This is a genomic window from Rhodococcus sp. WY5, from assembly GCF_018588185.1.
GTDB classification, from domain to species: domain Bacteria; phylum Actinomycetota; class Actinomycetes; order Mycobacteriales; family Mycobacteriaceae; genus Rhodococcus_F; species Rhodococcus_F qingshengii.
Genome location: NZ_JAAMPR010000001.1, coordinates 64,301 through 88,350, shown reverse-complemented (window position 1 = coordinate 88,350; position 24,050 = coordinate 64,301). Strand labels below are relative to the sequence as shown.

Sequence of the window (24,050 nt, the reverse complement as noted above, 5' to 3'; positions counted from 1 at the left end):
TCAGTCGTTCGGTACCGGAATCGTCACCTCGAATCGACTTCCACCGCCCGCCCTCTCGCTGACGGAAATGGTTCCGTGGTGCGCCGCAACTATTTCCGACGCGATGGCGAGTCCAAGTCCGGACCCGCCTCCCTGCCTCGACCGCGGCTGGTCCAGGCGGACGAAACGTCCGAAGATTCGTTCGCGTTCTGCTGCAGGGATTCCGGGCCCGTCGTCCTCGATCACGATGTGGGCTTCGTTTCCGGCTTCGGAGCACTCCAGATACACGAGGGTCTCCGCATGCCGCACTGCATTGTCCACGAGGTTTCGCACCATCCGCGTCAATGCTCTCGGGTCTCCGGAGACCCGAACCGGAGCCACGGCAGCGGCGACCGTAACTGCGGAGATACCGTCGATCCTTTTCTGCTCGGCGAACAAGATGTCATCGAGGTCGACGTCGACGACGATGCCGAACTTTTCGAGTTCGCTTTCGTCAGAGCGCGCGAGAGTCAACAGGTCTTCGATCAACTGCCGCATTCGGCGCGCCTCGGGAAGGAGTGCGTCTTCGATCAACGCGTCGTCGAGGAGATCCGGGCGTCGGTGTGCCAGTTCGAGGGCCGTCGTGATCGTGGAAAGCGGACTGCGTAACTCGTGTGAGGCATCGCTGACAAATCGTTGCTGGGCCAGCGCACCTTCGTCGAGGCGCGCCAGCATGTCGTTCATTGTTGTTGCCAGTCGGGCTATCTCGTCGTTCCCTGACGGTACAGGCACTCGTTCACCTTGACGCCCACTAGAAATCGACGCTACCCGAGCGCGGATGCGTTCGACGGGAGCGAGGGCCGAACCGACAAGGCGGTAGGTGGCAAACGCTGCCAGCCCCAGGACCAGAGGTCCGACTATGGCCAGCAGAACGGCAACGGTCGTCACCACGGTTTCAACCGGTTCGCGGTCGGCGCCGACGAAGACGGTGACTGGTCCGGTCGGCGTCTGAGCGCCTCGCCCGATCAGCCAGTAGTCCTCGTCGTCGGACTTCTTGACCCTTCCGAGAGCGTCCGACTCGTCAGGGCCGAGAAAACGTTCGGACAGGAGGTCGCTGTCGGTTCCAGGTGATTGGGCGACTATTCGGTGATCGGCGTCGACGATCTGCACGATTCCGATCTGACTGTCTGTGGACAGAAGCGAAGGGTCGAGATCGGCCGGGTTTTTTCCGTTGAGCTGCTGGACCAATTGCGTGGCGCGAGCGTCGGAGCTGTTCAGCGCGGACAGATGCAGGGAGTTTGCCAGCACGAAAACCAGTGCAAGCCCGGCGATCACCAGGCAGAAGGCGATCACGAGTGTCGAAGCCACGGTCGACCGCGCGCGCACGCTCCACCGGGACGGGTGCAGAATCGACGAGGCAAGATGCTCCATGGCGTCCAGTCTGTACTCTCCGGCGCAATCGCGGCGAACGTTCTCAGCTTCCCTTCAACAACCAGGTGCCACGCTGGCCGACATGGCGTTCACGCGTGAAATGGCGAGCAAGGTCCCAGAGGTCACGCTGTACTTCTGGCTGATCAAGATTCTGGGCACGACGGTGGGGGAGACTGCCGCGGATTCACTCGACGCGGATCTAGGTATCGGACTGATCGGCACCGCTGCGTTGACTTCGGTGTTCTTGGTCGTCGCGCTGATCATCCAGTTCACGCGGAAACAGTATGTACCGTGGATTTATTGGCTGGTGGTAGTTCTGATCAGCGTAGTCGGAACGCTCATCACCGACATTCTGACCGACGATCTCGGTGTACCGCTCGAAGTGAGTACGGGAGTCTTTGCGGTTGCCCTGGCCGCTACGTTCGGGATCTGGTTTGCCAGTGAACGGACGTTGTCCATCCACAGTATTCGCACGCCGAAGCGCGAAGCGTTCTACTGGTTCGCCATCCTGTTCACATTTTCACTGGGAACGGCGGCAGGAGACTTGATTGCCGAACAGGTGGACCTGGGGTATGCGAAGTCTGCTGTGTTGTTCGGCGTCGTGATCGCCGTAGTGGCCGCCGCGCACTTCGGCCTGAAACTCAATGCTGTACTTGCATTTTGGATCGCTTATGTTGTCACTCGTCCATTGGGAGCGTCCATCGGTGACCTGTTGACCCAAGACCGAGATGAGGGCGGCTTGGGATTCGGGCCGACGGTGGTGAGCATTGTCTTCACGATCGTGATCGTCGCGCTGGTCGCCTTTCTCACTGGCACCAAAGTCGATGTTCTGCCAGAACCGAGCAATGAACGGCAGCCCACAGACGCACAAACGGGTGACGCGGTCCGGTGAGATCGGCGAGTTCGATCGCACTTGTTCGGACCGCGTCACCCGTCTAGAGGATCAGGCCACTCGCTTGGCGGTGCGGCCGCCGAATTCGAGCATCACGGCGCGACCGGTGTCGTCGGTGACGAAGCGTCCCAACGCCCGGGTGGTGTCGGCGCGCGCAGCGAAGTCACGGTCGTTGAGGAAGGCGATCGGGATTGCCGGCGGCCAGACGATGTCCTCGTATTCACCGAGATCCTGCGCGCTGCCCATCCGGATGCCGATTCCCTCGTCACCGGGGGCGACGGTCATCGTCAGTGAGCCGGCCTGATACTTGCCCAGGACTGCGTCGACGGCAGCGGGTTCGGGCTCGACCACGTCGAGGGATGCCGGCGTGGGTAGTTCAGTGAGGTTGGCCATGCACCAGTCGACGATCTTCTTGCCGATTCCGCCGCCGAGGGCGTTGGTCAGCACGGTGACGGCGAAGTTCTTCTCGGGCACTGTCATGAACTCGGAGACCTGGAGGTTGCTCACGTTTCCGCCATGCCGGACTACCTGTGTGGTTCCGTATCGAGTCAACAGCCATCCCAGGCCGACTTCTTCGAACATCATCGCGGCGGGACGCTGCGGCTTCTGCATCAACAACCGGGTGGACTCGTCGAGCGGCTGTCCTTCGCCGGGGTGTTCGCCAGACAGTGCGTAACGTGCCCAGACGAGTTGGTCTCGCACCGAGGACCACATTCCGCCGCAAGGGATCATGCCGCGGTCCAGCCCGGTTTCGTTGGACACGAACGGCACACCGTCGCGGATGTAGTGACCGAGTGCGAACCGGTGGGTCATCACGTCCCAGGGCAGGAAGGCCGAGTTCTTCATTTCGAGGGGGTCGAGCACGCGCTGCTTGACCAGCTCTTCGAAGGTCAGTCCGCTGATCTTGGCCACGACATGTCCGGCGAGAACGAATCCGGAGTTGCTGTAGGAGAAGACTTCTCCGACGGGAAATTCTTGTCGCAGTTCGTTCAGCCGTGAAACTGAGCGTCCCAGGGCGTCTTCGCCCCAGCCTGCCGAGAGGCCCGCGTCGCCGGTGAATCCGCCGGTGTGGGTGAGGAGATGACGCATCGTGACTGTGCGCGTGGCTGTTTCGTCGGCGAAGGTCAGTTCGGGGACGTACTCGACCAACGGGGTGTCGAGATCGAGTAGGCCGTCCTCGACGAGTGCCATCGCGGCTGTTGCGGCGAACACCTTTGTGGTGGAGCCGATCATGAACATCGTCTTGTCGGTGACCGGGAGTTGGGTTTCGACGCTCTCGATGCCACTGGTGACGACGATGTCCTTGTCGCCGTGAACGATGCCGACCGAGACGCCGGGGATGTTTGCCTCGACCCTCCACTGATCGACGAGTTCTTGAAGCTGTTCTTGCATCTTTGATTCCTCGAGTTCGCTGGCGTTCTGTGTTTCGGCGTTCTGTGTTTCCGTCATCGTATGTGTATCGGTCATCGTCACGCGTTAACCCGTGGTAGGAAGCGGAATCCGACGTACACTCCGTCTCGGTGCGGCCGTACCGTCGTCCAACCCGCGGCCCCGGGTTGACGGGTGGTCCAGGTCCCCGGGATCTGCGACGGTACGAGAGTGGCTACCGTTGCAGGCTTCTTCGGAGCTGTCTCGTCTTCCTCGGGATTCGGGATTACGTCGCCGATGACGGTGATCACGGCCTCGTCAGCGGACTCTCCACGACGGAACTCGATTGCTATTCCGCCCGAGCTGTACTTTCCCAGAACCGAATCCGGAATCGACTCCACACTCGCGGGGTTCGGGGCGAGGGCTTGCGGAGGTTCGAGTCCGACCAACGCGGCCGCGGCTTCGGTGAAGAGATCACGGTAGAGGCCGTCGGCCTTGCCGCCGCTGGTCAGCAGTGCGATCGCGACATTGTGGCGGGGGAAGATGCGCAGATACGCGTGCTGGCCGATGGTGCTGCCGTCGTGCCCGAAAATCTCTTCGCCCGACCAGGTTTCGTGGAACCAGCCCAAGCCCCAACCCGACTTGTCCGGGAACAGTTCGCTGATGTCGATTTCGGGTGTGCGCATCGCGGCGGCTGACTTTTCCGACACGATCCGTACGCCGTCGACGCTCTGTCCTTCGAGAAGACCGAGTTCCGCGAACGTGAGTAGATCTCCGATGCTGGCAGTGATGCAACCCGCGGGCCCCATCGAGCGCGTGATCGGCCAGACGGGCATCACGACGGAGTTCCCCGTATGACCCGCTGCCACAGAGTATCTCGGTGTATCTCCGGTCAACGTGAGTGTGTGCGCGAGGCCGAGCGGATCGATGATCCGCTCCTTGAGGATGTCGTCCCAGATGCCGCCGCGAAGAACCTCGACGATACGAGCTGCAAGGACGTACGCGGAGTTCGAGTACGCGAAGCCGTCCTCGAGTGGATGAACCTGACGGAAGTCACGCAGGCCCTCGACGTAGCGTTCGACGACGTCGTCGCCGCGACCCTTGTCGATGAACAGGTCACCGTCGATTCCGTTGCGATGGTTCAGAAGTGCGCGAACCGTGATGCGGGCAGCTGTTTCCTCGTCCTGCAGTGCGAAATCGGGCAGAATCGACCGGACGGTCGCGTCCAGGTCGAGCAAGCCTTCGTCGACAAGCTGCATGACCAGCATCGCGGTCCATACCTTGGTGATGGATCCGATCTGGAACAGGGAGTCGGTGGATACCTCGACCCCGGTGTCTGCATTGATCACGCCGGAAGCCACCGTCGTACGGGTGATTTCCTTGCCGTTGGAATCGAGTGTGAGAATACCGAATTGAGCACCGGTGACGCCGTAACGCTCACACAGTACGTCCAGCGAACGCTTCCACGCGTCGGCTCCGGCAGACGCGTTGGCCAGGCCGGTCTTGGGCAGCTTCGCGGAGGTGTATCGCTTGACCCATTCGATGAGTCGTGTGCTGTAGTCGATTCGGTGCGAGATCGAGCCGTTGACGAGGAACCCGTGGCTTGCACCGGGATACGCCACCAGACGGGTGGGTACGTGCTGCTGGCGCAGTGCGGCGAACCAGGCCTCGGCTTGACCCAGCGGGCACCGCTCGTCCGACTTTCCGTGCAGGATCAGCGTCGGGGTCACCACGTTCTTCACGGCGGCGAGCGGTGAGGCTGCCAGGAGCCCCGCGGAGTTCTCGGGAACAGTCGTGCCGGTGGCGAGTGACGCGAGGTGCGGACCGAAATCGCAGACTCCGGCCATGGCGTTGAAATCGCAGATCAGCCCGCCGGCAACCGCAGCGGCAAAACGATCCGTCGCGGACGTCAGGTGACACGTACTGTATCCGCCGTAGCTGTACCCGGTGATCGCCAGACGGTCCCCGTCGACAAGTCCCTCGGCGACAAGCGCGTCGATCGGCTCGAGGAAGTCGGCTTGGTCGGAGGTACCCCAGGCGCCGTTGACGGCGTACATGAAGTCTGCGCCGTACCCGTCCGACCCACGTGGATTGAGGGTCAGGATGCGCCAACCCTGGGCGGCGAGAACCTGGTGGGCGGGGTGATAGGTATCTGCAACGCCGGTCCACGCGTTGTGCGGTCCGCCGTGAATGTCGAGCAGAAGGGGTGCGGCACCACTGGTTTCGGGAGCGGACAGCAACCAACCATGCACGGTGCGGCCGTCGGAGATGGTGAACTCGCGTTCCTCGGCGGCAAACAGTGTCACCTCGGGGAGTGCTTCTGCGGTGAATTTCGTCAGCGTGGTGACCGCGCCGCTGTCGAGATCGACGAGTGCGACCTCGCCGAAGGACTGCTGCGTGGTGACGATGACGGAGGCGACGCGGGCGTCACGGGCAACGGAGAGCGCCGAGACGACCTCGTTGGGATTGGCGACGAGGGATCGAGAGGTGCCGGTTTCGATGTCGGCCGCGTACAGATGCGTCCATCCACGATCGCGTAGGCAGAACACGATTTCGTCGCGAGTATTCGACAGTGCCGGTGTGCCGCCGGGGTAACCGGGTGCACCGGGCATCACGTTGCGATCGAGATGAGCTGTGAGGGTGACGTCGACCGGTGTCTCGGTTGGGCCGGGGACGGACAGCCGGATCAGGTCTGCAGTTCCGACACGGACCTCGGGAGTGCCGATGGCGACGACCGAATCTCCCTGCGGATGCCACAGTGTGGAGCCCTGCACTCCGGTGGCATGACCGAGTCGCTGCGGGGGAACCGACAGATCGTCGACGAGGATGCGGTAAGCGCTGAACGTGAGGTTCAGATCGCTGTCCGGTTCGAGATTCGCGGTGAAGGCAAGGGCCGTGCCGTCGGGCGACCAGGACGGAACGTCGGCATTCCAATCACCGTCGGTGAGCCGTCGAACTGCCTTCGTCTCCAGATCGACGGTGTGAAGGTGGCGACGGAAGGTGCCGAGCCAACCGGCACCGTCCACCTTGTATCCGAGTCGGTCGGTGACGATGGGAGCATTCGGATCGGCGGAGTCCGAGCGTGAGACCACAGCGGCGAACGCGATGGCATTTCCGTCCGGGCTCCAGGCTGCTGCACCGGCGCCGAGGGGGAGTGATGCTGATGTGGTGAGAGTTTCGGCCTCGCCACCGGCGAGCGGGATCAGGTGCAGCTGCGCGGAGTCGCCGACCTTACGCAGGAAGGCAATCGAGGTTCCGTCCGGAGAGAACCGAGGGGCAGAATCGGCGGGCCCTGCGGTGAGGCGGCGAGCCCGGGAATCGCGGGACACCGCCCAGAGCGATGTAGTTGCCTTTCCGGCAACAATTTCCGAGCGAACGAAGACGACCACGGTGCCGTCGGGAGAGATTGAGGTCTCAGTGGGTGTGACCACACGGTGGAGGTCGTCGAGAACAAATGGACGGTCAGTCATGTAGATCCTTCGAATCGGAGAAATAGATGCAGACGTAAAGCTTTGTCTTCCGGCTTATTTCAGAACGCGAATGCCAGGGCCGGCCAGGGTGCCGCCAACTGGTGCATACAGGGCCGTTGCGCCGTTGAAGAACATGAAGTTCGGCGACGTGGACACCGGAATGACGTCGGATGAGGTGAACAGTGCTTGTTCCGCTTCCTTCCACACCGAGCAGGATTCCTGCCCGGGCAGAACCGAGGCCTTCGCCGCCAGTTCGGCGTACTTTTGATTGTCGATCGATGCGAAGTTGACACCCGACGGTGGGGTGGGGCCGGCGAAGTACGGAACGAAGATGCTGGGGGTATCGCTCTGGACGGTCAGTCCGATCGAGATCGACCATGACGTAAGGTCTTTCGCTGCGAATGTGTTGGAAATGATGAAGTTGTTGTCACCACCACGAAGCTCCACCTTCGCGCCGAGCTCCTGCCACTGCTTCATCGCGTATTCTGCTGCTGCAGAGGTGGTGTCGCGGTAGTTGGCAAAGATGACCGTCAATTGCAGCGCTTGACCGTCCTTGGTCAGGACACCGTCGGATCCGGGTTTCCAACCGGCGTCCGCAAGAGTCTTTTTCGCAGCGGCCATGTCGAACTTCGGAACTACACCGGTGACGCTGTCGAAGTCACACGCCCGCGGATCGACTACTGCCAGTGCCGTAGCTCGTGAGCCTTTGCCACCGGTGTTGATGTCCGTGTAATCGTCGAGATCGATCGCTTGCACGAGTGCGGTGCGTACGGCTTCGTCCTTGGTGGGGAGAGCCGCATTGTGGTTGAAGATGAACTGTCCGCTCAGGGTGTTGGACGTCATCGACTCGAGGCCTGAAGCTTCCACACGTTCGATATCCGCGCCGGCAACCGGGGCCGCGTTGACCGTTCCGGTGAGGACGAGATTCGCCGTCGTCGCGGCGTCGGTCACGACCTTGATCGTGACCGTCTTGGGCACTCCGAGCGTGTCCGACGTGGTTTCGCCGTTCGGCCCCCAGTTGTATCCGTCGCGGCGTTCGAGCGTGACGTGATCGTTGGCCACTACTTCGGTGATCTTGAACAGTCCGGTTCCGTTGCTGCTGCCTCGAACACTGGCAGGGTCGTCGAGGGCTGCCTGGCACGCCATCTTGAGAGCGCCGATGCGCTCGAGGAGGAAGGGCGCGGGTTCCGTTGTCTTGATCGTGAGCTCGTCACCATCAGCGGTTGCTACCGCAGTTTCGGGTACGGATGCTCCCAACCACGGCGAGCCGTTGGTCGTGTCGACGACCCAGTTGATGTTGTTTGCCGCTGTCTGGGCAGTGAAGGTCGTGCCGTCTTCACACGTGATCCCCTTTTTGAGGGTGAAGTTCAGCGAAGTTCCGTTCTCGCTCCATTTTTCGGCCAGATACGAGCCCGCTGCGCGGGTTTTGGGGTCGATGGCCAACAACGAGTCGTTCGTATAGCTGTTGATCGCCTGCGTGGCAGTCAGATTGGTGATCAGGGGATGAAGGTTGCCGGGATCGGTGTTCACGATCGTGGTGAAACTGCCGTCCTTCGCGTAGTCGCCGGAAGAATTGCCGCCAGGATCAGAGGTGCTTCCGCACGAGGCAACCGTGAGAACGCCGATCGTGACCAGAGCCGCAGTGGGCACTGAGCGAGCTTTCATCTGATGCACCTTTTGATCGAAGGAAGTCGTTGATCAATGTTGCGCGAGGGACGTGGCCCAGGTCTCGTTGAATCGACTCATGCTGAGCGCCTGAATCTGTCGGATCGTCACAATGGGTGGTCGTCGTTTCTTGCCGCACCACGGTTCGACTACCGTCGGAGTGTGCGCTCAGAATCTCGTCGATCAGATATCCAGACCTTCCATGTCATGGATGTATGGAAGGCCGCGACCGAACGTCAGCGGACACATGGTGACGTCCTGACCTTGGCGGCAGGTCAACCGTCGACGCCCGCGCCGGCACCGGTGCTACGTGCGACGCGAGAGATTCTGGGCACCGAACTACTCGGGTATACCGAGACTTTCGGGATCCTGCAGCTACGCGAGGCTATTGCGCGCTACCACAGCGAGCGATCGGGAATCGCCGTCGACGCCGAAGACGTGGTGGTGACGACCGGTTCGTCCGGGGCGTTCACCTTGCTCTTCCTGGCCGCGTTCGACGAGGGCGACACCGTGGTGGTTGCTCGACCCGGATATCCCGCGTACCGCAATACCCTTGCCGCTCTCGGCTGCAACGTCGTCGAACTCGACTGCGGGCCGGCAACTCGATACCAGCCGACAGTGGAAATGCTCGAGGCTTTGCCGTCGCCGCCTGCCGGTCTGATCGTCGCGAGCCCGGCAAATCCCACGGGCACGGTGATCTCGCCCGAGGAGCTCGCTGCATTGGCGACGTGGTGCGAGCAGCACGGAACTCTTCTGATCTCGGACGAGATCTACCACGGCATCGGATACGGCGATCAGCACACGTCGAGCGCCTGGGAGACCTCACGCGAATCCGTCGTGATCGGCTCGGTGTCCAAGTACTTCTCGATGACGGGTTGGCGACTCGGGTGGATGTTGGTGCCGACCTATCTTCGGCGCCCGCTGCAGAGACTCGCGTCGAACATGACCGTGTGTCCGCCCGCGATCTCTCAGTACGCCGCCGTCGAGGCATTCTCGGACGAGGCGAAGGTCGAGTTGGACGGGCACGTTCAGCGGTACGCCGTCAATCGTGAACTGTTGTTGACCGGGTTGCCGAAACTGGGCATCACCGAGTTGGCTCCCGCCGACGGTGCGTTCTACGTCTACGCGGACATCGGCCATCTGTGTGGCGACGAGGGCGCCACCGCGTGGTGTGCCCGGTTGCTGACAGATACCGGGGTCGCGCTGGCACCCGGAATCGATTTCGACACCGTCCACGGAAACCGGATGGTCAGACTCTCGTTCGCGGGTGCGACAGCAGACATCCAGGAGGCACTGGCCCGCCTCGAGAAGTGGCTCGGGTAACAAACAGCAGGGTCTTCGAGCTGTTTCGCCATGCGGAGGTGCCCTCTGCTGGCACGATGTCGTGGTGTCTTCTGCAGCTACGCCCAAGGGCGAACGACGTCGCCAAGCTCTGGTGGCGTCCGCTGCTGAACTTTTGCTGGAGGGCGGGTTCGACGCCGTTCGTCACCGAGCGGTGGCAACCAGAGCTGACCTTCCACTGGCTTCGACGACCTATTACTTCGACTCACTCGACGATCTGATCGCGTGTGCCGTCGAGCTCAACGGCAACGCCGACATGGAAGCGATGCGCGCCAGAGTGGCTGCGGTGACCCAACGTCGGCGGGGCGCGGAATCAACCGTCGAACTGTTGGTCGAGCTGCTGCTCGGAGACGAAGAGAAGCGGCCGGAGAGCCGCGAGCGTTTGATCTCGCGCTACGAACGATTCGTCGCGTGTGCCCGTCATCCCGCACTTCGTGACGTGCAGTTGCGCCTACGAGCCCAGCTCGACGACCTGTTGACCGATGCGCTTCGACGCTCGGGCCGGTCGGCTCCCGAGGGGCAATTGCGCCGTCTTGTCGCGATGGTCGACGGTGCGATGATCACGGCTCTGGGGGAGTACGACCCGGACCCACGGGGGTTGGCCAGGGGAATGCTCTTGGAATCGATCGACGTGATGGCGCCGCCGGTCTAGCTCGGTCTCTATCGGGGGTAACGGCACTGCTTGGCCCCCGTTAGACTGAGGCCTCGTGAGCCGCATCCCGAATGTCCTTGCCAACCGCTACGCCAGCCCGGAGCTCGTTGCTCTGTGGTCTCCCGAGTACAAGATCGTGCTCGAGCGTCAATTGTGGGTGGCGGTGTTGCGTGCGCAGGCAGAGCTGGGCATCGACATTCCGGCCGACGCCATCGACGACTACGAGCGTGTCATCGACAACGTCGACCTCGAGTCCATCGCGGACCGCGAGCGGGTCACCCGCCACGACGTGAAGGCACGCATCGAGGAATTCAACGCACTCGCCGGGCACGAGCAGGTCCACAAGGGCATGACCAGCCGCGACCTCACCGAGAACGTCGAGCAGCTGCAGATCGTGCGTTCTCTCGAACATGTCTACAACCACGGCATCGCCGTTGCCGCCCGCTTGGGTGAGCGCGCTGCCGAGTACTCGTCCATCGTTATGGCCGGCCGCTCGCACAACGTCGCAGCTCAGGCCACGACCTTGGGCAAGCGTTTCGCTTCGGCCGCCGACGAGCTGCTGGTTGCACTGACGCGTCTGCGCCAGCTGATCGACCGGTACCCGCTTCGTGGGATCAAGGGCCCGATGGGGACCGCTCAGGACATGCTCGACCTCCTCGACGGCGATGCGGCCAAACTCGAGCAGCTCGAAGCGAAGGTTGCGGAGCACCTCGGATTCGCTCACGTGTTGACCAGCGTCGGCCAGGTGTACCCGCGTTCCCTCGACCACGACGTCATCTCCGCGCTCGTTCAGGTCGGCGCGGGACCGTCGTCGTTTGCACACACGATCCGCCTGATGGCCGGCCACGAGTTGGTCACCGAAGGCTTCCAGCCCGGCCAGGTCGGCAGCTCGGCGATGCCGCACAAGATGAACACCCGCTCGTGCGAGCGAGTCAACGGACTTCAGGTGATCCTGCGCGGATACGGCTCCATGGCAGCCGAGCTTGCGGGTGCGCAGTGGAACGAGGGCGACGTCTTCTGCTCCGTCGTGCGCCGCGTCGCGCTTCCGGACGCGTTCTTCGCGATCGACGGCATGTTCGAGACCTTCCTGACCGTGCTGATCGAGATGGGCGCGTACCCGGCCGTCATCGAGAAGGAACTGACCAGGTATCTGCCGTTCCTCGCCACGACGCGCGTGCTCATGGCCGCCGTCCGCGCCGGCGTCGGACGCGAGACCGCACACGAGGCGATCAAGGAGAATGCCGTCGCAGTTGCGCTGGCGATGCGTGAAGAGGGCAAGGAGCCCGACCTGCTCGATCGCCTTGCCGCCGACGACCGTTTGCCGCTCGACCGCGTTGCACTCGACGAGGCCCTGGCCGACAAGGCTGCTTTTGTCGGTGCCGCTTCGGCTCAGGTCGATGCCGTTGTCGCCGAGGTGCAGAAACTTGTCGACGCCAACCCCGAAGCTGCGGCGTACGCGCCGTCGCCGATTCTGTAAGGGCTACGCCCCGTGCGCCTTTCCGGTGGTCACCACTACCGAAAAGGCGCACAGGGTCGAAGACCATGGACTGCATCTTCTGTTCCATCATCGCCGGTGAGGCCGAGGCCAGCGTCGTCTACGACGACGCGAATGTCCTTGCCTTCATGGATATTCGGCCGTTCACATCCGGCCATCTCCTGGTCGTGCCGAAGCGCCACGCCAGTGGATTGTCCACGCTCGATCCCGACGACGGTGCCAGGATCTTCGCCGTCGCGCAGAAGATCGCCGCGGCGATGCGTACCGGATCTCTCCCTGTCGACGGAGTGAATCTGCACCTCTCCGACGGAGCTGTTGCGGGGCAGGAAGTCTTCCATGTTCATCTGCATGTCATTCCGCGAAATCGCGGCGACGGCTTCGGCCTGCGCGCCCTACCTCGCACGCCCAATCGGACAATCCTCGACAGCACGGCTGCCGTCATTCGAGGCGCACTGAACTAGAGGTTCACCCGGTGTGGGTGATTCGCGCCGAGGTTTCTCCCAGCACCATCTGGGTATGGCCGACATCGAACTGACGTATTCCTCCGGACTTGTCCCGAGGGACGGAGAGCTTCCCGCTCGCGAAACCATCGCAACGGTCTTCGACGAGCTCGACTTCCAAACAGCAGTGCAGGCGTACTTGTGGGCCATACCCATCGTGTCCTGGGCTCAGTGGATGGACGTGCATACCAACACCTTCGGAGCAACTGCCTCCGATATCGTCGTCTACCGCTCATATCGTGACCGACTAGGCCTGATCACCGCCAACGCGACGACTCCGTACATCTTGAACTTTTTCGATCTCGGTGCAACGGGGCCGTTGGTGATCGAATTGCCGCCAGGGCCGACCGCCGGGGGCATCGCAGATTTCTGGCAACGAGAATTCGCGGTGCTCGGTGAGATGGGCCCCGATGCAGGCAAGGGTGGCAAGACCCTGGTAGTCGGCCCAGGCCAGAGTGTCGAGGACACAGGTGATTACACCGTTGTCCACTCCCCGATGATGCACATCATGTTCGGCTTCCGCACGCTCGATCCCGACCCGGCGCGCTCGGACACGTTGGTCGACGCCGTCCGGGTGTACCCGTACTCCGATCGTGAGAATCCGAGTCCGACGCGTCTGGTCTCACCGGACGGCAAGCCCTGGAGCGGAATTCAGCCGCGAGACCTTCGATACTGGGAACTCCTGCACGACATCGTGCAGGACGAACCTGTCGAAGAGCGCGACCGCTTCCCGATGGCGTGGCTTCGGCAGCTGGGGATTGAGAAGGGCAAGCCCTTCGCCCCGGATGATCGAGTGAGAAAGATCTTGCGACGGGCCGTCGAAGTGGGGGAGGTGTTCGCCCAGGCGAATGCGTTCGTCAAACGCTTCCCCGGTTCGCGCTACTGGCCGGATCGCCAGTGGGACTTGGCGATTGTCCTGGACAACTCAGCTCAGCGAGGGGACAACTACGACGAGTTCTACGAACGCGCGTCGTGGTTCTACGAGGCGGTCACCTTCTCCGAGGCGATGAAGAGTACGACGCCCGGACTCGGGCAGGCATATCTGGGTAGCTACGCCGACGCCGAGGGGCACTGGTTGGACGGAGGAAAGAGTTACACACTCCACGTACCCGCCGATGTCCCGGCAAAGTTGTTCTGGTCCGCGACGGTCTACTCGGTCGACACACGCTGCCTTGTCGACAACCAGCAGGGCCGAGGCGACCGTGGCTCGCGAGATCCCGATCTTGTTGTCAACGAGGACGGTTCGGTGGATCTCTACTACGGACCTACAACTCCGGTAGGGAAGGAACCCAATTGGGTTCAGACCATTGTGGGTCAGCACTGGTTCTCGTACTTCCGCTTCTACGGACCGCTCGAACCATATTTCGATCGGACTTGGAAGCTTGGTGACATCGAGCCGGCCTAGAGCGTGGTCTGTCTCACGGACTGCCGATCAGTTCGACAACGGAGTCCAGAAGGACACTGCGCCAGCACAACCAGTCGTGGCCGCCGTCGAAGATCCGACACGACACTTGCGCTCCTGCGGCCTCCAGCGCCTGTGCGACCGCTGCGCTGTGCCCGACCATGTCGGACTCGTGCTTACCTACTTCGAGGACAACGCGTAAACCGTCCGGTACGCCGTCGCGCTCGATCCGTGCGGCTATGTCTCCACCCGGCGGGCCGTCTTCCCCGCGCTTCAAGCCGGTTGGCCACCAGAACGAACCGGACCCGCTGGCGACCAGCGCGAAGTGTTCGGGGAATTCGAGTGCTGCGAACATCGAAGCCAGGCCGCCGAAGCTCTGCCCCGAGACCACCGTTCGCGTTCGATCAGACGAGAAAGGTGTGACGGCGCGCACCTGCGGAAGCAGTTCGTCGACGACTGCACTCCAGTAGTCGCGGTTGCACGGCAATTCCTGCGAACGGCGTTGATTGTCAACGGAATCGATGGCAAGCAGAACGCAGGATTTCAGTTTGCCGGTCTGGACCGCACGATCGAAGGCGGCGCCTGCCGGCATGACCTCGGCCCAGTGGCGCCCGTCGAGAAGTATCACGAGCGGCCGTTCTTCGAGCGGTGTCAATCCGTCGTCCACGGTCTCGTAGATCCACACCGGCCGCTCGACGTCCAAAGTCGAACTAGCCCAGGTGAGCTGTACCGACTTCCTGAAAACTGGAGCATCCCAACCGAACTGGACCGGCGCCAAGGGCATCTCGGCGACGGAACGCCTTGTGTCCACACCTGCGGAAAGCGGATTGAGTGGGTCGGCAATTCGGTGCTCGAGCAACCCCAACCAGCGGGTGCGGCGGGTCGAGTCTTCCTTGCCTGCTCCCGGATAGTCGAACTCGTCGACTACGGACTTCGGTACCGGGATGATGCTGTAACTACTACGCCAGGTGTTCGAGACTTCGGCGGTGTAGAACCACACCGGACTGTCGCCGAGTCGCTGCATCACGCTGAGTTGTTCTGCGTGATGGTCGGTCAGCGAATTTGCATCCAGGTAAACGCGCTCGACCTCGGTCTCCTCGGGCTGACGCCAGAGGAACGTAACTCGAACAGTCTGTGTATCAATGCTTTCGATGATCGGCGTTCCTTGTTGCACTATCCGATTCCAGGACGTCTCGATGTCGGGCGAGGCTGCGAGGGTAGCGGACAATTCGGTCACCGCCTGAGTTAGCATGAGCACAGCCTAACCTAATTTGATGGGCTTTTGAATTCGAGGAGTGGTCCGCCAGTGGGCGTCACAATGAAAAAATCACGCACCCTGAAGGTGCTCTCCGCAGTCTTGGTAGCAGGGTTCGCCCTCGTCGGTTGTAGTTCTGCGGATGCCGATTCCGATGCTGACTCAGCTGCATCGCAGGGTAATTGGCCGCGTACCGTGGAAACGCCGAAGGGGCCGGTGGAGATCACGTCGAAGCCGGAGAGGATCGTCTCGACCAGTGTGACGCTGACGGGCACGCTGTTGTCGATCGACGCTCCGGTGGTGGCTACCGCATCGACGGGACCGAACACCGACGTCTCGGATGCGCAGGGGTTGTTCACACAGTGGGGCGACATAGCAGAAGAACGCGGACTTGCAGTGTTGCCGATGGGCGGTGCGAACGCGGAATCCGTTCTGGCGCAGAACCCGGACCTGATCGTCGTCTCGGCAACTGGAGGTGACTCCGTCGTCGATCTGTACGAACAGTTCACGGCCATCGCGCCGACAATCGTGGTGGACTACGGCGGAAGTAGTTGGCAGGAAGTCGCCGCTGTGCTGGGTAAGGCGACAGGTCTCGAAGACAACGCGGCGGCCACGGTCGCGAAGTTCGACAGCGCAGTAGAGGCCGCGAAGGCCAAGATCACACTTCCCCCGCAGCCGACCACTGCGCTGGTCTACTACGAGGACGGCAGCGGCGCCAATATCTGGACGCACGAGTCGGGGCAGGCGAAGTTGCTCACGGCGATGGGTTTCACGGTCGCCGACATTCCCGAGTCCGCGAAGAGCAGTGAATCCATGGGTAAGCGCAAGGACATCATTCAGGTCTCGGCGGAGAACCTCTACGACGGTATCGCGGGCAACACCCTGATCTTGGTCAGTGCCGACGACGGTGCGGTGAAGGCGGTCGAGGCACTTCCACTGTTGGCCCAGCATCCGGCAATTCGTGATCACCACGTCTATGCCGTGGGTCTGGACACCTTCCGTCTCGACTACTACAGCGCAACCAACATGGTGAACCGGTTGGTCGAGCAGTTCAGCTGAGCCATAAGTACTAGGCCTTTCACCTTCAACTAGTGCTTTGGTAGGAGCCGGGAATCGAACATTCCCTTCACGTTCGCCGAATGTGGGACCAAGTGGTGCGCGCATGCCACCATGAACGTCAATCATCGGATGCGGAATGGGGAGTGGATGTTCGACTCGGCTGGTCAGAATGCCCCGGGGCAAGCCCTGGCATCGCGAGGGTGGGGACGTTTCAACCTGAACAACCCGGCCACGGCGGCCGTGATCGTCGGCCTGCTGAGTGTGCCGTGGGTGTTCGGTCTCGCCAGTCTCAAGACTGAACCCGAGACGAGCAATCGAGTGCTGAGCGATCCGGGAACCGTCGTCGGCATCATGGGTTTCCTGACGGTGTTGACCGTTGTGGCGTGTGCGCGCCGGCGGTACCCGATCGCGTACTACCTCCTGACGTTGGCAGGATCCGGCGGATTGATGCTCTTCCTCGGCAGTCGATCGCTGGGGGCCACGCCGCTTTTCTGGTTCGCGATCATGGCAGTGTCCATCCGAGTGACAGGCATGCGCCTGGTCGGACTGCTGGTCCTCGGAATGGCGATGGACGTGATCTTGGCGATGTATCTCACCGAACGGGACGGGCTGACGGTCGCCGAGGTTCAGGTGGGGGAGTTGCCTCACTTGTTCCTCGAACCGGCGGCAAACACCGTCACGAGTTTTCTGGTCGTCGCAGCCATGGGAAAGATCGTCGCGCGCCTGCGAAAACAAGCAGTGGAGAACAGTCAGGCAGTAGCGGATCTGCACCGGGACCGCGAACGCAAGATTGCGAATGCCGTTGTCGCCGAACGGCAGGACATGGCACGTGAACTGCACGATGTCGCTGCCCACCACATGACCGGCATGATCATCCAGGCTCGTGCCGCCGACAAGTTCTTCTCGAGCAATCCCGAACAAGCACAAGCCCTTCTGGGGGGCGTCATCGAGCAGGGACAGCGGGCCCTCAACAGCTTGCGGCAGATCGTGGGGATACTTCGCCTGGGTGAGGAAGACCCCGATTTCCCGACGCCCATGGTCTCCGACATCGACGAGTTGGTGGACGACTGCAAGCGCACCATCTCGTCGATCTCGTTGGAGAAGGTCGGCCGCTTCGACGACCTGGACAGCGGAGTCCAGTTGACGTGTTACCGCATCGTGCAGGAGGCGTTGTCGAACGTCCTTCGCCATGCGCCGGGTAGCGAGTCCAAGGTGTGTCTGAGTCGAGAAGCCGGTGCGGTGAGGGTACGGGTGGTCAATACTCTCGGGAATGCTCGCCCGGCCTCCGACGGGCAAAACCTCGGAATTGTGGGAATGCGCGAACGCGCGACGCTCATGGGTGGTCAACTGGACGCCGGACCGAATTCGGAAGGTGAGTGGGCTGTGCAGGCACTGGTGCCGGTGAACGGGAGGATCAACGCATGATCGATGTCCTTATTGCAGACGACCAGCAGGTGGTACGGCAGGGGTTCGAGCTGTTTCTCTCCGGTCACCCCGAGATTCGCGTCGTCGGGCATGCCAAGACGGGAGTCGAGGCGTACGAGCAGGTGCGTGCACTGCGTCCGGACGTCGTGCTGATGGATATCCGAATGCCGCACGGCGACGGGTTGACTGCGACCCGGGAGGTCCTTGCCGAGTTTCCCGGGACCCGCGTCATCGTGATCACCACGTTCGATCTCGACGAGTACGTTTTCGAGGCGCTCGACAGCGGTGCCGCAGGGTTCTTGCTCAAAGACGCCGATCCCGAAGAGCTCTCGTCGGCAGTGTTGACCGTGGCCGAAGGTGGTTCGGTGCTCTCGCCGAGATTGACGTCGAGACTGATCGTGGAGTTCGCGAGGCGCAAGCCGGCACCGATGTCCACGGCGCGCTCCGGATCGGATCACGGTCTCAGTGCGCGTGAGATGGATGTGGTGCAGTTGCTGTCACAAGGCTTGGGAAACAACGACATCGCAGATTCCCTCAGCCTCGAACAGAGCACGGTGAAGTCGCACATCAGCAACATCTGCAAGAAGCTGCAGGTGCGTACCCGTGTGCAGATCGTCATCTGGGCGTACCGAAACAACGTGATCGCCGTATCGCGCTGACGCACGGGACGCTGCGGCGCATCCGCCGCGGCACGGGCAGAGAAGTACACGTGCCCCGGGTCCGATCCCTCGTCGAACCCGGGGCATCCGTGCCACTCAGCCCAGCAGTTTGGCTTTGAGCGTCATGACAGTCGCCGGGCTCAGACCCAGGCCCTCGGTCAGGTACCGATCGACCGACCCGTAGGTCTGGTCCAACTGGGCGAGACCGGCATCGAGATAGCTTGCCTCGACACCCAACAGAGGCTCCATGTTGACGGCCATCTGTTCGCCCAGGCTCGCCGCGATGCCCGCGCGCGTGGCCTTCATGCCTTCGGCTGTGTACTCGTTGGTCAGCAAGTAGTCGTTCATGATCACCGAGCGGTCGACACCGGCGATACTCAGCAGCAGAAACGACGTCCAGCCGGTGCGGTCTTTGCCTGCGGTGCAGTGGAAGACCTGTGCACCTTCGGTTTCCGCGAGACCCGTGAGCAACTGCGCGAACCCGGCTCGCTCCGTCGCTCCGGTGACGAAGGCGCGGTTCATGTCCTGCATCATCGATCGTGAGTCCTCGGGGGACTTGATCTTCGCGATCATCTCGGCGATGTTCCCGGACAGGATCGGAATGTTCTCGTACGCAACCCCGTCGGGCAAGACATCGGGCTTACTGGCGATCTCGGGTTCCGTGCGCAGATCGTAAACCTTTGTCAGTCCCAGCTTTTCGAGATTGCTCATGTCATCGCCCTTGGGCGTGATCGCGTTCGCGCGGTAGAAGACTCCCTTGTTCACGGGCAGGCCGAAAGTTCCCGAGTATCCGGCGCCGGTGCCTGCGACGTCGCGGAAATTGTCGATCCCGGTCAGCCGCGGCGCATCTGGGGTCTGCTCGGAACTGCCGAAGTTGCTGGATCCGAAATCCAGCGAGCCGAACAGCGGAGCCGAGGGGCCAGGTTCGGCCTGCGCGATCGAGGCGCCGAAACCGGTGATGAGAAAGCTACTGGTCAACGCAATGGCCGCGGCAGACCGTAGTGAGCAGGTACGGGTGGATCGGGACATGTGTGAGCCCTTCGTCGAGCGGAGAGAGTGGCGAGTCGATGAGGTATCGCGAAGGCAAGGTAGCGAGTTCGCGTGTCCGATTCGAGAGGAATCTTGCTTTGCTCCCTCTCAGTGGGAGGCGTGCTGCTGTGAGCGTGGGCGGCTCGGGAGGCGCAGTTCATTCCTCGGGACCTTTGTTTGTGTAAAGGTCCAGTGCCCTGATATTGGTTAGCCTCACCAAATCAATTCCGGAGCAGTCCGGTGCGTTCAGATGGAGTTCAACATGCGGGTTCAAGGTCTGTCGCGGTTTCGCCGCGCAGTGGTGATCGGCGCAGCAGCTGCGCTGGCGGTCGGCGTCGCCGGCTGCAGCAACTCCGAGGAGGCGTCGTCCGAATCGTCGACGACAGCCGCGAGCTCGCCGACCCGTGTCTTCGAGGCACAGAACGGATCCATCGAGATCCCGAGCGACCCGCAACGGATCGTGGCCTGCGGATACGCAGTTCTGCCGCTGATTCAGGCGGGAGCGAACCTGGCAGCAGTATGTGAGTGGACCCGTGAACTCGGCAACATGGACGACAAGACCAAGGCCGCTTACGAAGCTCTGCCGAAGGTCGCGCCCGACGGCAACGTCTCCCAGCTCAACTACGAGGGAATCGTCGCTGCCGAGCCCGATCTGATCATCATGGGCGTTCCCGCTCGAGTCGAAAGCCAGCTGGACATGGCGCAGCTCGAGGCGGCCGCTCCCGTCGTCTTCCTGGGACCGACGGTTCCTGCTGATTGGCGAGTGCTGGGCGAGCAGTTCGCCGATGCCGCGAATGTCTCCGGCAACTACGGCGAGTTCAAGGACGACTACGACGCCAAAACCGCCGAACTGGCCGCGAAGTACAAGGACAAGCTCGGCTCGCTGACCTTCGGCGGCGTGTGCAACGTCTGCAAGCCGGAAGCCGGCACCTTCTCACGCGAGTACGCGTCCTCGTACACGACCAATCTCTTCGACGGACTCGGACTGCAGTTCCCCGGCACCCCCGCAGACCCCGCCGACATCCACGTCGAACAGGTATCCATCGAGAAGATCGGCGAAAATCTCGGAAATGTCGACGTGATCGTCTACGGCCTCAACGCCGACGGCTCGATGTCTCCGCAGTTGCAGGAGCTGGTCAATTCCGAGCTGTGGAAGGAATTGCCCGCAGTGAAGGCCGGCAACGTCGTCCAGGTCCAGCATTCGCTGGCCGCGACCTATCAGACGGCCCTTCTGACGCTGGATTCGATCGACGAGGGCCTGTCGAAGCTGCCCGCAAACCAGTAGTTCATCGACTGTGACGGTGGCCTCTCGCCTGATGGCGAGGGGCCACCTGCATATCCGGATGAGCAGGGCGGACAGCTCTCCGAACGGCGAGGACGCTTACCTGTCCCGGCTACCGGGGTTCTGTACGAACTGCGAACGCCCGATAGGGTGACCGGGTGCGTCCTACACTTGATTCCTACACTCATCTGGCCGGTGGCAAGGTCCGTGACCTTTACACGATCGACGACGAGCATCTGCTGCTTGTCGCGAGTGATCGGATCTCGGCCTACGACCACGTGCTCAGCACACCGATCCCGGACAAGGGTCGCGTGCTCACCGCGATGAGCGTGTTCTTCTTCAACGTCCTCGGTGGCACCAACCACCTGGCCGGCGAGCCCGACGACGATCGTATCCCGGAAGAGGTACTCGGCCGCGCTCTCGTCGTGCGCTCCCTCGACATGGTTCCCGTCGAATGCGTCGTTCGTGGCTTCCTCACCGGCTCCGGCTTGGTCGACTACAACAACACCGGCGCAGTGTGCGGCGTCGCGTTGCCCGAGGGCCTCGTCGAGGCGTCGCGTCTGCCCGACCCGATCTTCACCCCGGCGTCCAAGGCGGCTCTCGGGGATCACGACGAGAACATCAGCTTCGATCAGGTAGTGGAGAAGGTCGGCCAGAAGCTGGCAGTGCAGCTTCGCGAGGACACTCTCGACGTCTATGCCCGCGCCTCCAACTTCGCAGCCGATCGCGGAATCATCCTTGCCGACACCAAGCTCGAATTCGGTCTCGACTCCGCTGGAAACCTCGTGCTCGCCGACGAGGTGCTCACCCCCGACTCGTCGCGCTACTGGCCTCTCGAAGGCTACGAAGCGGGCAAGGTGCAGCCCAGTTTCGACAAGCAGTTCGTGCGCGACTGGCTCACGAGCCCCGAATCCGGCTGGGACCGTAGCTCGGACACGACACCGCCGCCGTTGCCGCAGGAGATCGTCGACGCGACCCGGGCACGCTACATCGAGGCGTACGAGCGCATTTCCGGTCTGTCCTTCGACGATTGGGTCGGTCCCAGCGCATGAGCCTGATCCCGCCGGTCGCAAAGAAGGTCCCCGCCGAACGTACCCATCACGGACACACGTTCGTCGATGACTACGAGTGGCTGCGGGACAAGGACAACGCCGAGGTAGTCGCATACCTCGAAGCCGAAAACGCGTACACCGACGAGCAGACGGCCGCGCTCGAGCCGTTGCGCGAGAAGATCTTCCAGGAGATCAAGTCGCGGACGCAGGAAACCGACATGTCGGTGCCCACGCGCATGGGTAAGTGGTGGTACTACTCGCGCAGCGTGGAAGGCAAGTCGTACACCGTCCAGTGCCGGTGCCCCATCGCCGGTGAAGACGACTGGACTCCGCCCGACCTGACGCCCGGCGTCGAGCTGGCCGACGAGCAGATCCTCATGGACGGTAACGTCGAAGCCGAAGGGCACGAGTTCTTTTCGCTCGGCGCGTTCTCCATCAGCGAGGACGGCACGTTGCTCGCGTACTCGGTGGACATCGTCGGCGACGAGCGGTACACCTTGCGGTTCAAGAACCTCGAGACCGGTGAGATGCTCGCCGACGAGATTCCCGATACCGCGCCTGGCGCCACCTGGGCGATCGACCACAGTCACGTCTTCTACATGACGGTCGACGACTCCTGGCGTCCGGACACGGTGTGGCGTCACAAGCTGGGAACGCCGCAGAGTAAAGATGTTTCGGTGTTCCACGAGCCCGACGAACGGTACTGGGTTTCGGTGGGGTCCACCCGCAGTGAGAAGTACCTGATGATCTGGGTCGGTTCCAAGGTGACCAGCGAAGGCTGGATGCTGGAATCGGCGAACCCGGAAGGCGAATTCCGCGTCATCATCCCACGTCGCGAGGGCGTCGAGTACGGGGCCGAGCACGCCGTGATCGGGGGAGAGGACCGTTTCCTCATTCTCCACAACGACGTCGTCGACGGCATCAAGGCCGAGAACTTCGTGTTGGTGGAAGCTCCCGTGTCGGATCCGACGAACATGACGATGCTGATCGAGCACAGCGCCGACGTTCGGCTGGAAGAAGCCGAAGCCTTTGCCGGACACCTCGTCCTGAGCTACCGCCGCGAGGCGCTCACTCGGGTTGCCGTGTGGCCGTTGACGGATGACGGCTACGGCGAACGCCACGAGATCGACTTCGACGAAGAACTCTTCAGCATCGGCATGGGGTCCAACCCGGAATGGGCGCAGCCCACCATCCGGCTCGGCTTCACGTCGTTCATCACTCCCGGGCAGGTGTACGACTACTACGTCGCCAGTGGTGAACTGGCACTGCGCAAGTCGCAGCCTGTTCTCGGTGACTTCGATGCGAGTAACTACGAGCAGCGTCGCGACTGGGCAGTAGCCGACGACGGAACCCGCATTCCGCTCTCGATCGTGAGGCGCGTAGGTGCGCCGGAAGGTCCCGCGCCGCTGCTGTTGTACGGCTACGGTTCCTACGAGGCGAGCATCGACCCGTCGTTCTCGGTTGCCCGCTTGTCGTTGCTCGATCGCGGTGTCGTCTTCGTCGTCGCACACGTGCGCGGCGGCGGCGAGATGGGTCGTCACTGGTACGAAAACGGCAAGACGCTCACCAAGAAGAACACCTTCACCGATTTTGTCTCTTGCGCAAAGCATTTGATCGACACCGGTGTCACGTCGGCCGACCGGATGGTTGCCGACGGCGGTAGTGCAGGTGGATTGCTGATGGGCGCTGTCGCCAACATCGCTCCGGAACTGTTTGCCGGCATTCTCGCCAATGTTCCGTTTGTCGACCCGTTGACGTCGATTCTCGATCCGTCGCTGCCGTTGACGGTCATCGAGTGGGACGAATGGGGAGATCCGCTGCACAACAAGGACGTCTACGACTACATGCGCTCGTACAGCCCGTACGAGAACGTGGAAGCCAAGGACTATCCCGCCATTCTTGCGATCACGAGCATCAACGACACCCGTGTTCTGTACGTGGAGCCGGCCAAGTGGGTCGCAAAACTGCGCGCCACCAAGACCGGTGATGCTCCGCTACTTCTCAAGACCGAGATGAGCGCCGGACACGGCGGTGTCAGCGGTCGGTACGAGAAGTGGAAAGAGGTCGCGTTCGAGTTCGCCTGGGTGCTGGACACCGTGGGTGCGAACTAGCTCC

The 24,050-nt window shown here is 62.2% G+C and carries 18 protein-coding genes; 12 read left to right on the top strand and 6 right to left on the bottom strand.

Going from position 1 to position 24,050, the window contains the following annotated elements; translation table 11 throughout:
• Complete coding sequence (locus G4D79_RS00390; RefSeq protein ID WP_099697007.1) at window positions 1-1,389, bottom strand: cell wall metabolism sensor histidine kinase WalK; 1,389 nt, start codon at window positions 1,387-1,389, stop codon at window positions 1-3.
• Window positions 1,390-1,471: 82 nt separating this feature from the next.
• Here G4D79_RS00390 and G4D79_RS00385 point away from each other — a divergent pair, with 82 nt between their 5' ends.
• A complete protein-coding gene (locus tag G4D79_RS00385; RefSeq protein ID WP_064688689.1) occupies window positions 1,472-2,281 on the top strand; it encodes a hypothetical protein in 810 nt (269 codons plus the stop codon).
• Window positions 2,282-2,332: 51 nt separating this feature from the next.
• Here the strand turns inward: G4D79_RS00385 and G4D79_RS00380 are convergent, their stop codons facing one another.
• The 3 genes from G4D79_RS00380 to G4D79_RS00370 are packed head-to-tail and all read right to left on the bottom strand — an operon-like array spanning window position 2,333 to window position 8,784.
• A complete protein-coding gene (locus G4D79_RS00380; protein ID WP_235171365.1) occupies window positions 2,333-3,748 on the bottom strand; it encodes a serine hydrolase in 1,416 nt (471 codons plus the stop codon).
• A 2-nt stretch (window positions 3,749-3,750) separates the two neighbouring features.
• Window positions 3,751-7,119 (bottom strand): serine hydrolase, encoded by a 3,369-nt coding sequence (locus G4D79_RS00375; RefSeq protein ID WP_099697006.1) that lies wholly within the window; start codon window positions 7,117-7,119, stop codon window positions 3,751-3,753.
• Window positions 7,120-7,173: 54 nt separating this feature from the next.
• Window positions 7,174-8,784: an ABC transporter substrate-binding protein gene (locus tag G4D79_RS00370; protein WP_042452661.1), complete on the bottom strand. Its 1,611-nt coding sequence runs from the start codon at window positions 8,782-8,784 to the stop codon at window positions 7,174-7,176.
• Between the two features lie 162 nt (window positions 8,785-8,946).
• Between G4D79_RS00370 and G4D79_RS00365 the strand changes: the two genes are divergently transcribed.
• The 5 genes from G4D79_RS00365 (at window position 8,947) to G4D79_RS00345 (ending at window position 14,177) form a co-directional block, all read left to right on the top strand.
• Window positions 8,947-10,107, top strand: coding sequence for a pyridoxal phosphate-dependent aminotransferase (locus G4D79_RS00365; RefSeq protein ID WP_037132442.1), 1,161 nt, complete (start codon window positions 8,947-8,949; stop codon window positions 10,105-10,107).
• A gap of 64 nt (window positions 10,108-10,171) precedes the next feature.
• Window positions 10,172-10,777 (top strand): TetR/AcrR family transcriptional regulator, encoded by a 606-nt coding sequence (locus G4D79_RS00360; RefSeq protein ID WP_003945736.1) that lies wholly within the window; start codon window positions 10,172-10,174, stop codon window positions 10,775-10,777.
• A gap of 55 nt (window positions 10,778-10,832) precedes the next feature.
• Window positions 10,833-12,254, top strand: a complete 1,422-nt coding sequence (gene purB / locus G4D79_RS00355; protein ID WP_003945775.1) for an adenylosuccinate lyase — start codon at window positions 10,833-10,835, stop codon at window positions 12,252-12,254.
• 65 nt (window positions 12,255-12,319) lie between these two features.
• Window positions 12,320-12,733, top strand: coding sequence for an HIT family protein (locus tag G4D79_RS00350; RefSeq protein ID WP_042920316.1), 414 nt, complete (start codon window positions 12,320-12,322; stop codon window positions 12,731-12,733).
• Between the two features lie 55 nt (window positions 12,734-12,788).
• The gene (locus G4D79_RS00345; protein WP_064688688.1) at window positions 12,789-14,177 is read left to right on the top strand and encodes a DUF1254 domain-containing protein; all 1,389 of its coding nucleotides are present in this window, start codon (window positions 12,789-12,791) and stop codon (window positions 14,175-14,177) included.
• Between the two features lie 13 nt (window positions 14,178-14,190).
• Here the strand turns inward: G4D79_RS00345 and fes are convergent, their stop codons facing one another.
• Entirely contained in the window at window positions 14,191-15,426 is a 1,236-nt protein-coding gene (fes, locus tag G4D79_RS00340) for an enterochelin esterase (protein WP_054188035.1), read from the bottom strand.
• A 66-nt stretch (window positions 15,427-15,492) separates the two neighbouring features.
• Here fes and fepB point away from each other — a divergent pair, with 66 nt between their 5' ends.
• The 3 genes from fepB (at window position 15,493) to G4D79_RS00325 (ending at window position 18,572) form a co-directional block, all read left to right on the top strand.
• Window positions 15,493-16,488, top strand: coding sequence for a Fe2+-enterobactin ABC transporter substrate-binding protein (fepB, locus tag G4D79_RS00335; RefSeq protein WP_037132295.1), 996 nt, complete (start codon window positions 15,493-15,495; stop codon window positions 16,486-16,488).
• A gap of 147 nt (window positions 16,489-16,635) precedes the next feature.
• Window positions 16,636-17,913, top strand: a complete 1,278-nt coding sequence (locus tag G4D79_RS00330; protein WP_007734428.1) for a sensor histidine kinase — start codon at window positions 16,636-16,638, stop codon at window positions 17,911-17,913.
• The gene (locus G4D79_RS00325) at window positions 17,910-18,572 is read left to right on the top strand and encodes a response regulator transcription factor (RefSeq protein WP_003945911.1); all 663 of its coding nucleotides are present in this window, start codon (window positions 17,910-17,912) and stop codon (window positions 18,570-18,572) included. Before G4D79_RS00330 ends, G4D79_RS00325 begins: the two co-directional genes overlap by 4 nt.
• A gap of 96 nt (window positions 18,573-18,668) precedes the next feature.
• Here G4D79_RS00325 and G4D79_RS00320 read toward each other — a convergent pair whose 3' ends face one another.
• Window positions 18,669-19,601, bottom strand: a complete 933-nt coding sequence (locus tag G4D79_RS00320) for a tyrosine-protein phosphatase (protein ID WP_054781000.1) — start codon at window positions 19,599-19,601, stop codon at window positions 18,669-18,671.
• A 250-nt stretch (window positions 19,602-19,851) separates the two neighbouring features.
• Between G4D79_RS00320 and G4D79_RS00315 the strand changes: the two genes are divergently transcribed.
• The 3 genes from G4D79_RS00315 to G4D79_RS00305 all read left to right on the top strand — a co-directional run bounded on the left by G4D79_RS00315 (window position 19,852) and on the right by G4D79_RS00305 (window position 24,046).
• Entirely contained in the window at window positions 19,852-20,886 is a 1,035-nt protein-coding gene (locus G4D79_RS00315) for an ABC transporter substrate-binding protein (RefSeq protein WP_080726727.1), read from the top strand.
• Between the two features lie 155 nt (window positions 20,887-21,041).
• Entirely contained in the window at window positions 21,042-21,935 is an 894-nt protein-coding gene (locus G4D79_RS00310) for a phosphoribosylaminoimidazolesuccinocarboxamide synthase (protein ID WP_003945463.1), read from the top strand.
• The gene (locus G4D79_RS00305; protein WP_099697005.1) at window positions 21,932-24,046 is read left to right on the top strand and encodes a S9 family peptidase; all 2,115 of its coding nucleotides are present in this window, start codon (window positions 21,932-21,934) and stop codon (window positions 24,044-24,046) included. Before G4D79_RS00310 ends, G4D79_RS00305 begins: the two co-directional genes overlap by 4 nt.
• Window positions 24,047-24,050 lie beyond the last annotated feature (4 nt).

Excerpts from the sequence above, each read along its gene's own strand:
- G4D79_RS00375 (WP_099697006.1), bottom strand. The coding sequence starts at position 7,119 with ATGACTGACCGTCCATTTGTTCTCGACGACCTCCACCGTGTGGTCACA.
- G4D79_RS00385 (WP_064688689.1), top strand. The coding sequence starts at position 1,472 with ATGGCGTTCACGCGTGAAATGGCGAGCAAGGTCCCAGAGGTCACGCTG.
- G4D79_RS00350 (WP_042920316.1), top strand. The coding sequence starts at position 12,320 with ATGGACTGCATCTTCTGTTCCATCATCGCCGGTGAGGCCGAGGCCAGC.
- G4D79_RS00370 (WP_042452661.1), bottom strand. The coding sequence starts at position 8,784 with ATGAAAGCTCGCTCAGTGCCCACTGCGGCTCTGGTCACGATCGGCGTT.
- G4D79_RS00315 (WP_080726727.1), top strand. The coding sequence starts at position 19,852 with ATGGAGTTCAACATGCGGGTTCAAGGTCTGTCGCGGTTTCGCCGCGCA.
- G4D79_RS00380 (WP_235171365.1), bottom strand. The coding sequence starts at position 3,748 with ATGACCGATACACATACGATGACGGAAACACAGAACGCCGAAACACAG.
- G4D79_RS00345 (WP_064688688.1), top strand. The coding sequence starts at position 12,789 with ATGGCCGACATCGAACTGACGTATTCCTCCGGACTTGTCCCGAGGGAC.
- G4D79_RS00325 (WP_003945911.1), top strand. The coding sequence starts at position 17,910 with ATGATCGATGTCCTTATTGCAGACGACCAGCAGGTGGTACGGCAGGGG.
- G4D79_RS00330 (WP_007734428.1), top strand. The coding sequence starts at position 16,636 with ATGTTCGACTCGGCTGGTCAGAATGCCCCGGGGCAAGCCCTGGCATCG.
- G4D79_RS00320 (WP_054781000.1), bottom strand. The coding sequence starts at position 19,601 with ATGTCCCGATCCACCCGTACCTGCTCACTACGGTCTGCCGCGGCCATT.
- G4D79_RS00305 (WP_099697005.1), top strand. The coding sequence starts at position 21,932 with ATGAGCCTGATCCCGCCGGTCGCAAAGAAGGTCCCCGCCGAACGTACC.
- fes (WP_054188035.1), bottom strand. The coding sequence starts at position 15,426 with ATGCTAACTCAGGCGGTGACCGAATTGTCCGCTACCCTCGCAGCCTCG.
- G4D79_RS00390 (WP_099697007.1), bottom strand. The coding sequence starts at position 1,389 with ATGGAGCATCTTGCCTCGTCGATTCTGCACCCGTCCCGGTGGAGCGTG.
- fepB (WP_037132295.1), top strand. The coding sequence starts at position 15,493 with ATGAAAAAATCACGCACCCTGAAGGTGCTCTCCGCAGTCTTGGTAGCA.